This window comes from Streptomyces sp. NPDC029466 (assembly GCF_055574515.1).
This window is the reverse complement of the sequence record NZ_JBVHZH010000005.1, coordinates 155,229-164,443: the sequence shown is the minus strand read 5'-3', so window position 1 is coordinate 164,443 and position 9,215 is coordinate 155,229. Positions and strand designations below refer to the sequence as shown.

Annotated in this window: 6 protein-coding genes; 1 reads left to right on the top strand and 5 read right to left on the bottom strand. The window is 70.2% G+C overall.

Annotation, left to right across the window (positions count from 1 at the left end; all coding sequences use genetic code 11):
• Positions 1–209: 209 nt before the first annotated feature.
• From ACZ4XD_RS07295 to ACZ4XD_RS07280, 4 genes are all read right to left on the bottom strand, one after another.
• Entirely contained in the window at positions 210–1,244 is a 1,035-nt protein-coding gene (locus ACZ4XD_RS07295) for an NUDIX hydrolase (RefSeq protein WP_468039049.1), read from the bottom strand.
• A 353-nt stretch (positions 1,245–1,597) separates the two neighbouring features.
• Positions 1,598–2,515 carry a carbohydrate ABC transporter permease gene (locus ACZ4XD_RS07290; protein ID WP_468039047.1) on the bottom strand — a complete coding sequence of 306 codons (918 nt, stop codon included), beginning with the start codon at positions 2,513–2,515 and terminating at the stop codon, positions 1,598–1,600.
• The gene (locus tag ACZ4XD_RS07285; RefSeq protein WP_468039045.1) at positions 2,512–3,423 is read right to left on the bottom strand and encodes a carbohydrate ABC transporter permease; all 912 of its coding nucleotides are present in this window, start codon (positions 3,421–3,423) and stop codon (positions 2,512–2,514) included. Before ACZ4XD_RS07285 ends, ACZ4XD_RS07290 begins: the two co-directional genes overlap by 4 nt.
• Before the next feature lie 44 nt (positions 3,424–3,467).
• Positions 3,468–4,724 carry an ABC transporter substrate-binding protein gene (locus tag ACZ4XD_RS07280; protein WP_468039043.1) on the bottom strand — a complete coding sequence of 419 codons (1,257 nt, stop codon included), beginning with the start codon at positions 4,722–4,724 and terminating at the stop codon, positions 3,468–3,470.
• Between the two features lie 269 nt (positions 4,725–4,993).
• Here ACZ4XD_RS07280 and ACZ4XD_RS07275 point away from each other — a divergent pair, with 269 nt between their 5' ends.
• Positions 4,994–7,069: an NPCBM/NEW2 domain-containing protein gene (locus tag ACZ4XD_RS07275; RefSeq protein ID WP_468039041.1), complete on the top strand. Its 2,076-nt coding sequence runs from the start codon at positions 4,994–4,996 to the stop codon at positions 7,067–7,069.
• A 69-nt stretch (positions 7,070–7,138) separates the two neighbouring features.
• On the opposite strand, the gene ACZ4XD_RS07270 is transcribed toward ACZ4XD_RS07275, so the two are convergent.
• Positions 7,139–9,043: a serine/threonine-protein kinase gene (locus ACZ4XD_RS07270; RefSeq protein ID WP_468039147.1), complete on the bottom strand. Its 1,905-nt coding sequence runs from the start codon at positions 9,041–9,043 to the stop codon at positions 7,139–7,141.
• Positions 9,044–9,215: the final 172 nt, after the last annotated feature.

Here is a 9,215-nt window from a genome sequence, read left to right as displayed (position 1 = left end):
TGTGCCGGACGTAAAGCGAAGCAGTCCGGCACACCCCACCCGCGCAGGCCCGTCACCGCACCCCGACAGCCCCGCGCAGCGGCACCGCCCGCCGCGTGGGGGTACCTCCCACGCCCTTCAGGCAGTGGGGGAGCAACGGCGAGTGCACCGCGCAGCGGGCAACAAACGGCGAGCAACAACCACGGCGGGAAAGCCAAAAACGTGGGGAGCTACCCCAAAGGCGCTCCGGCCTCCAAATAGAGCGGACACCCCCGCTCCCGCGCGCGAAGCGCCCAGCGGAGGCGGTTCCACCGGACCGGTGGCAGCATCGTCTCGGCCTCCGCCTCCGTCACAAAGCGCCAGTCGCGCAATTCCGCGCCGGGCAGCTGTAGCTTGCTGATGCGGTCGTGGGAGAGGGTGCCGCCGTCGTAGAGGAGCCGCAGTCCGCCGAAGGCGGGTGGGTCGGGGGCTTCCCAGTCGAGTACCAACAGGGTGAGGGCGCGGGGGAGTTCGATGCCGAGTTCTTCGGCCACCTCGCGCACGCCGGCCTGGGCGGGAGCCTCACCGCGTTCCACGACACCGCCGGGGAATTCCCAGCCGGCTTTGTAGGTGGGGTCGACGAGCAGGACCCGGTCCTGGTCGTCGAAGAGGAGGACACCGGCGGCGAGGGTTTCGGCGGTCGGTTCCGGGGTCTGCACGATGTCGCAGGTGCCGGCGCCGGTGCGTACGGCCTCGGCGACCTGCTCGGCGGCCTGCCGGGGGGTGAGCCGGGTGGTGTCGACGACATGGGCGTCGCCGCGCAGCCAGGGTAGGGCGTCGGCGTACGGTGTGAGGTGTTCCAGGCTCCACCGGCGGATCGTCGCCTGGGCTCCGGGGTCGTCCGAGGTCTCCTCGCGGTGGGCCATCCGCGCCCGCAGGATCGTTTCCTCGGCGTGCAGCAGAACATGTCGTACGGGTATCCGGCGGGCGGCGAGGGCGCCGAAGATCTCGTCGCGGTACTCCTGGCGCAGCAGCGTCATCGGCGTCACCAACGGACCGGGCACTTCGGTGAGCAGGGCGGCGGCGGTGTCCACGACCATGCGCCGCCAGGCCGGCAGGTCCTGATAGTCGTCGATCTCCTCGAACCGCTTGGCCGGCAGCATCAACCGCAGTCCGCTGCCGAGGAGTTCGGGGTCGTAGAGCGTGCTTCCGGGAAGCAGGTCGAGCAATTCTTGAGCCGTAGTGGTCTTGCCCGCACCGAACGCGCCGTTCAGCCAGACGATCACGGTTTCCCCTCTTCCCTAGACCCCAGGTGAGTTGCCCGCAACACCCTGCCACGGAAACGCTCGGGAACCAGGGGCCGCGCGCACGACCGGAAACGTTGCACATTCGACTATCGGCCCGGCCAGGGGACGTCGCTCACCCATGGACGTGCCGATCGAGAAATGCCGCGTGCGGCGGATGCCGGTCACCGTATCCGCCGCCGCGTAGCCCCCGGCTAACAAGCGCTCCCCCGCCCCTCCTGTACCGAAACCCCCACCCGATACCGGGTTTTCGCACCGCGGCCGGGCCACAAGGCCCGGCGCATATGACGGCGGCCCATCGTGGGGCCCGGCGGCGGGGGCCATGCGGTTCCTGCCTACCCTTTGCTCGCGCCGAGGGTCAGACCGGCGATGAAATGCCGCTGGAGGAGCAGGAAGACCAGGACCGTGGGCAGGGCGACGAGGACGGAGCCCGCGGCCAGCAGGTTGTAGTCCGTGAAGAATTCGCCGCGCAGATTGTTGAGGGCCGAGGTGACCGGGAGTTTGTCGCCGTCGGAGAGGAAGACCAGGCCCCAGAGGAAATCGTTGTACATCCAGGTGAATTGCAGGGTGCCGAGGGCGGCGAGCGCGGGGCGGCACAGCGGCAGGGTGACCCGCCAGAACTGTGTCCAGACGCCGGCTCCGTCGATGATCGCGGCCTCCAGGATTTCCTGCGGCAGGGTGCGCATGAAATTGGCCAGGACGAAGACACAGAAGCCGAGCTGGAAAGCGGTCTGGACGGCGATGACGGCCCAGAGGGAGTCGTACATCGTCAGGGAGTCGGACATCCAGTAGGGCAGCGGAATCCGGTTGAACAGGACATAGAGCGGGGTGACGATCACCTGTTGGGGCAGCAGGTTCCCGGCGGTGAAGAGCATCAGCAGGATGATGCCGCCGCGCATCCGCAGCCGGGACACGGCGAAGGCCACGAACGAGGCCAGGAAAAGCGTGAGCAGCACTCCGGGGACGGCGATGAGTAGCGAGTTGAGGAAATACTTGCTCATCCCGGAGTCGGTGAAGGCCTGCCGGTAGTAGTCGAAGGAGAGTCGTCGGGGGAAGGAGAAATAGCCGTATCGCGCGGTCTCTTCGTAGGGGCGCAGCGAGGCATAGACGGCCAGCAGCAGCGGAGCGAGGAAGGCGAGCGAGACGGCGCCCAGAAAGAGGTGGACGCCGAACCGGCCGCGGCGGCGGGCCGGTGCCGGGGCCGCGGGTTCCGGGCGCGGGGCGGGTGGCGCGGCGGTGGCAGCGGTGGTCATCGCCGACGCTCCCCTCGGAGTTCCTGGACGAGATAGGTCACGATGAATCCCAGGGAGACCAGCAGCAGGACGACGGCGAGCGCCGAGCCGAATCCGATGCGGCTCGCCTCGCCGATGATGTTGTCGGTGACGAGCACGGACAGCAGTTCCAGGCCGTTACGGCCCTTGTTGACGGCGTAGACGATGTCGAAGGCGCGCAGCGATTCGATGACGGTGATGACGCCGACGATGACGTTCACCGGGCGCAGGGTGGGAAGGACGACCCGGAAGAATGTCTGGCGTTCACCGGCGCCGTCGAGGGCGGCGGCCTCTTTGAGTCCGGGATCGACGGATTTCAGTCCGGCGAGATAGAGGATCATGACATAGCCGGTGTGCCGCCAGCAGGCGGCCAGCAGCACCATCCAGATGTTGAGTCCGGGATTTCCCAGCCAGTCGGTGGGATTTTCGCCGCCGAGGACCGCGTTCAGGGCGCCCTGGTCCCGGGAGAGGATCAGCTGGGCGATAAAGCCGACGACGGCGAGCGAGAGCACCACCGGCATATAGAGCGTCGACTGATAGAAGCGGCTGAAGCGGACGCCGCGGTCGATGAGGACGGCGAGCAGCAGGCCGAAGGGGGCGGCGAGCAGCCCCAGGAAGGCCAGCCACAGCAGGTTGTGGCGGACCGCCGGCCAGAATTGCGGGTAGCCGGTGAAGAGGTGGTCGTAATTCTGGAGGCCGGTCCACCGGATATCGCCGATACCGTCCCAGGTGGTGAAGGACAGTCCGACGGAGGCGAAGGTCGGGCCCCAGATCAGGGTGAGGTCGAGCAGGATCGGCAGGCCCAGCAGCACGCCCAGGACGAGGCGGTCGCGGCGGGTGTACCGGCGCGGTCCCGGTCGCCGGGCGCGCCGTGCGCGGAGGTTCGGCACGGCGGTTCGCTCCCCGTCTTTCACGGTTTCCGTTCGGCGGCGCGTCACGTCGCGGAGAAGATCTGCTTCTTCTGGCGTTCGATGTCGTTCACCAGTCCGTCGATGTCATCCGGCTTGTTGAGGAACTGCTGGATCGCCTGAATCATCACGGTCGAGGCGAAATCGGGCCGGGTGTCGCGGTCCAGGAACTGCGATATCTGCCGGGCGCCGGACACGAGTTGGACGGCCTTCTTCTGGAGCGGGGTGTAGGCGGCGGTGTCGGCGCCGCTGTTGAGCGCGACGTTGTTGGGGTCGGACTTGAGGTAGCTCTCCTCCGCCTGAGGGGTGGCGAGGAACCTCAGCAGCTCTTTCGCCCCGTCCCTGTCCTTGGCCTTCTTCGACATCAGAAATCCGTCGATCGGTGCCTCGACCGCGTCCTGTCCGTGGGCCGGGTCGATCTCCGGGAAGGGGAAGAAGTCCAGGTCCTCCCGGTCGGCGGCGCTGAACTGCTGGCCGGGGTGCGGCAGTCCGAGCACCGTCATACCGGCCTTCTTCTGCGCGAGGGTCTGGGCGGCCTCCTGCCATGTACGGCCGTTGGCACCCTTCTGGTGATAGGGCAACAGACCGCGCCACAGGTCGAATACCTGCTTCACCTGCGGGCTGTTCCAGGATTTCTCGCCGCGCAGCAGGGCGATATGGAAGTCGTAGCCGTTGACGCGCATATTGAGGTAGTCGAAGGTGCCCATCGCCGGCCAGCCGTCCTTGTCACCGAAGGCGAACGGCACCAGGCCGTCCTTCTGCATCTGTTTGGCGAGCGCGCGGTACTGGTCAAAGGTCTTGGGGACGTCATATCCCCTCTCCCGGAACACGCTCTTCCGGTGGAAGACGGCCCAGGGATAGTAGTAGTACGGCACCAGATACTGCTTGCCGTCCAGGCCCGTCGACTGCTTCTTCAGTGCTTCGGAGAATCCGTCGAAGTCCCGCCACAGGTCGCTGATGTCGGAGAGCAGTCCCTTCTGCGCGAAGTACTGCATGCGGTTGCCGGCGAACCACATGAAGACATCGTCCGGGGTGCCCTGGAGATAGCGGTTGATGTTCTCCTGGAAGTTCTCGTGATTGACGGTATTGACCCGTACCGTCTTCTTGGACTTCTTCTCGTACGCCGTGAAGGCCGCGGCGAAGGCCCTCTTCGGCACGGGGTCCGAGGCGTTGGACCCCATCGTGACGCCGCCGGGGCCGCCGCCACAGGCAGCGAGCACGGACGGGAGGGCCACCGCCCCCGTGCCGGCCGCCGCGCCCCTCAGTAGTGTCCGGCGGGACATCCGACGTCCTGCCGCTTCCCCCTGCGCAGCCGAGCCGCTGAACGTTGACGGGACCATATCCCCCTCCTCAGGGGTGGAACCAAACAGAAACGAACGCGAGTGGTGGGATCTCACTCCGAACGGCACGGCGCGTCAAGGGTTTTGGCAGGCGGAGCAGGAACCGTTACCGCTCCTCTTCCAACAGACTCCAACAAGCCCTACCGTAAACACTCGCCAGTGACCGGTACATGCCCCCACCACACCTCTCGTGAAGACGGAGGACGCGAAGCATGCGCGTTCATATCGGCACCACCCACCGGCGAGGACACCGAAGAATCGTCGGAGCGCTGTCCGCCGCGCTGTTGTGCACAGCAGGGGTGACCGCCCTGCCCGCCGCGGCCCGGACACCCGACGCCCCGGCCCCCGGCGCCGCCCCCACCGCCCGTACGACCGGGACCGCTCCGGCCCCCCGGCTTCCCGGCGGGCTCGCCCAGACGCCCCCGATGGGCTTCAACAACTGGAACTCCACGCACTGCCGGGCGGAGTTCAACGAGGAGATGGTCAAGGGCATCGCCGACCTCTTCGTCACCAAGGGCCTCAAGGACGCCGGCTACCAGTACGTCAATCTCGACGACTGCTGGGCGCTGCCCACCCGCGACGCGAACGGCAAGCTCGTACCGGATCCGCAGCGCTTCCCGCACGGCATCAAGGCGGTCGCCGACTATGTGCACGCCAAGGGCCTGAAATTCGGCATCTACACGAGCGCCGGCATCAAAACCTGCAACCCGGCCGGATTCCCCGGCGGCCTGGGTCATGAGAAGTCCGACGCCCAGCAGTTCGCCGACTGGGGCGTGGACTACCTCAAGTACGACAACTGCAACAACCTGGGTGTGGACGCCCAGCAGCGGTACCGCACCATGCGGGACGCGCTCAAGGCCACCGGACGGCCCATCGTCTACAGCATCTGCGAATGGGGCGAGAACAAGCCCTGGGAGTGGGCGTCGGACGTAGGGCATCTGTGGCGCACGACCGGCGACATCAGTGACTCGTGGTCGAGCATGCTCGCCATCGCGAAGCAGAATCTGCCGCTCGCCGCGCACGCCGGGCCCGGGCACTGGAACGACCCGGACATGCTGGAGGTCGGCAACGGCGGGATGACGGACACCGAGTACCGCAGCCACTTCTCCCTGTGGTCGATGATGGCCGCCCCGCTGCTGATCGGGTCCGATCTGCGCAAGGCGTCCCCGGAGACGTTCGAGATCCTGGCCAACAAGGACCTCATCGCCATCGACCAGGACACCCTGGGCAAGCAGGCCACCGTGCTGAAGTCCGAGGACGGCCGCTGGACGGTGGTCCGGCAACTGGCCAACGGGGACCGTGCGGTGGCGCTGTTCAACGAGACCGGCCGGCCGCAGCGGATCTCCACCACGGCCAAGGACATCGGTCTGCCGCGGGCCGACGGCTACCGGCTGCGCGATCTGTGGCAGCACCGGGACACCCACACCACCGGCACCGTCTCCGCGACCGTCCCGGCGCACGGCACCACGGTCTACCGGGTCTCCGCCGACCCGCGCTGGGCGGCTTACCCGCCGGCCGTCGAGACCGGCACCGACCGTACGCCGCTGGTCGAGGCCGGGACCGCCACCGGGATCGGCTCCACCGTCCGCAACCTGGGCGGCACCCCCGCCAAGCACCTCACGGTGACGCTCAAGGCCCCGCGGGGCTGGCGGGTCCAGGCCACCTCGCCCGCGTCAGCCCGCGCCCTGCCCGGCGGCCGTACGCTCCGCACCAGCTGGCGGATCACCGCACCGGCCGGCACCGCGCCCGGTGCCTACGCCCTGCCGCTCACCGCCGACTACCGCTCACCGCGCGGCGAACGGAGCAGCACCACCCTGCCCGGCACGGCCCATGTCGTGGTGCCCCCGCCGGCCGGGACCGCGGACGCCGCCGCACTGCCCTGGCTCACCGCCGCCAACGGCTGGGGCCCGGTGGAGAAGAACAGCAGCGTCGGGGAAGAGGGGGCCGGGGACGGCCGGCCGCTCAGCATCGGCGGCACCGGTTTCGCGAAGGGCCTCGGGGTGCACGCCGCCAGCGAGGTGAGCTTCTACACGGGCGGGCGCTGCTCCGTGTTCAGCGCCCGGACCGGCCTCGACGACGAGGTGGGCGACCGTGGCTCGGTGGACTTCGAGGTGTGGGCCGACGGCAAGCGGGTCGCCCGGATCGCCGGGGTGACCGGTGCGGATCCCGCCGGGACCGTCAGCGCCCCGGTCGCCGGCGCCCAGAGCGTCCGGCTGGTCGTGACCGACGGCGGGGACGGTATCGACTACGACCACGCCGACTGGGCGGACGCCACGTTCAGCTGCTGAGCCGGCATTCAGTTGCTGCCGGGCGGGCCGGTGTCGGTCCGCCCGGCAGCCGAACCGTGTACCGGGCGTTCAGCAGGTGGGCAGCCCGGGGACCGGCTGGTCATTCGCCCCGCCCTTGAGGTAGACGACGCTGATGTAGACACCGGAATTGCCGCTGTCGTCATCGGTCTTGGCCCACCAGACGTTCGTCCACTTCCCGTACGTCTCCCGGCGGCCCAGCTTCGCCTGGCAGTAGAAGTAGTTCGTGCCCATGTTGAGGGTGCCGACCTGCTCGAAGGACGCGGTGTACGAGTGCGCGCCGCGCCAGACGTCGCAGTTGGCCTTGCCGCCGCCGATCGGCTCGCACGACGGCCCCTGCGTCGGCTCCTCGCCGTCACTGCCACCGTCGCCGCCGGTCCCCCCGGACGCCTCGCCGTGGCCACCGTCCGCGCCACCGCCGTCGGTGCCACCTTGGCTTTCTCCCGAGCCGCCGTCCTGTCCGCCCGGACTCCCGCCCGCACCACCAGGCTCGGTGCCCTTGGACCCGCCGCTGTCCGAGGGCCGGTCCGACGCGGACGGCGACGCGCTCTTCCCGCCGCCCTTGCCCTCGTCGTTGCCCGCGTCCTTGCCGTCTTCCCCGCCGGCCCTGCCCTCGGCCGCGTCCCGGCCATCCGGCCCGCCGGGCGGCCCGGCCGGCCGGGCCGACGGCCGCCCGCGGTCCGCGACCGTCTCGCCCGCCTCGCCGCCGACCAGCGCATACGTCAGCCCACCACCTGCCGCGAGCACGGCGAGCACCGCCGCCACGGCCGGGAGGACCCGACGCCGTCCCCGGGCAGGCACCCGTGCGGTGTCCCGCTCGGCGGAGCCCACCGGGGACGGGCCGGTGGCCGCCGGGGGAGGTGCGGAGTGACCGGCGTGCGGGGCGGGAGGCGTCGATGTCGGTGCCGCTGCCGGTGCCGGTGCCGGGGTCGGGGTCGATGTCGGGGTCGATGTCGGTGGCGATGCGGGCAGCGGCGTGGGCTCGGTCGGTGGGCCGCCCTGAGCCTCCGGTCCGGACGGCGAGCCGGCCGCCCGGACATCCGTCACCGTCGGCGAATGCGGTGCCCCGGGCGCCGGTGGCGGCGTGGGCTCGCGGCCCTCGGCCACCGCCGCCAGCAGGTCCCGCGCCTGGGCGGCGGAGGGCCGGTCGGCCGGGTTCTTGGCCATCAGGGCATGGAGTACCGGGGTGAGCGGGCCGGCCCGCCGGGGCTCGGGGAGCGCCTCGGTGACGATCGCGGTGAGCGTCGACCACACCGACGTACGGCGGAACGGCGCGCCGCCGCCCTCGACCGCCGCATACAGCGTCATCCCCAGCGACCAGATGTCCGAGGCCGGGCTGGGGTCCTGGCCCTGCGCCCGCTCGGGCGGCAAGTAGTCGAGCGAGCCGACCAATTCGCCGCTGCGGGTGAGGTGCGTGGTCGCGCCGTCGCCCGGGGCCTCGATGCTGGCGATGCCGAAATCGGTGAGCACCACCCGGCCTCCCCCGGTGCCCGAACGGCCCGTGCGGCGCCCCCAGTTGTCCAGCAGCACATTGCCGGGCTTCACATCGCGGTGCAGCACGCCCACCTGGTGGGCGGCCTCCAGGGCATCCAGCACCTGGGCGCCGATCCGGGCGATCTCCCGTGGGTCGAGGGCGCCGTGCTGTTCCAGCACATCGTCCAGCGACGGGCCGTCCACCAGCTCCATGACGATGACGGGCCGGCCGTCCTCGTCGATGACGTCATGGACGGTGACCACACCGGAGTGCCGGATACGGGCCGCGGCCCGCGCCTCGCGCTGCATCCGGGTGCGCAGATCGGCCAGTTCCGGAGCGGAGGCATCGGTGTAGGCGCGCAGGACCTTGACCGCGACTTCGCGGCCCAGCACCTCGTCGACGGCGCGGCAGACCACGCCCATGCCCCCGCGTCCGATCCGGCCGGTCACGCGATAACGGCCGCCCAGCAGCCGCCCGGTCAGGTCCGCGTCACCGCCGCGCCGCGGCTCGCTCGCGGCGGCGGCCCCGGGCGCACCGTGGCCCGCCCCGCCCTCTGCGCTCCCTGGTGGGTCGCCGGCCGGCTCGCCGGGGCCGTTCACCCCGCTCGCCTCAGGCTCCCCGTCCGCTCCGCCCTGCGCACGCTCCCCCGTTGTC

Coding starts and splice junctions, on each gene's coding strand:
- ACZ4XD_RS07290 (WP_468039047.1), bottom strand. CDS start 2,515: ATGACCACCGCTGCCACCGCCGCGCCACCCGCCCCGCGCCCGGAACCC.
- ACZ4XD_RS07280 (WP_468039043.1), bottom strand. CDS start 4,724: ATGTCCCGCCGGACACTACTGAGGGGCGCGGCGGCCGGCACGGGGGCG.
- ACZ4XD_RS07275 (WP_468039041.1), top strand. CDS start 4,994: ATGCGCGTTCATATCGGCACCACCCACCGGCGAGGACACCGAAGAATC.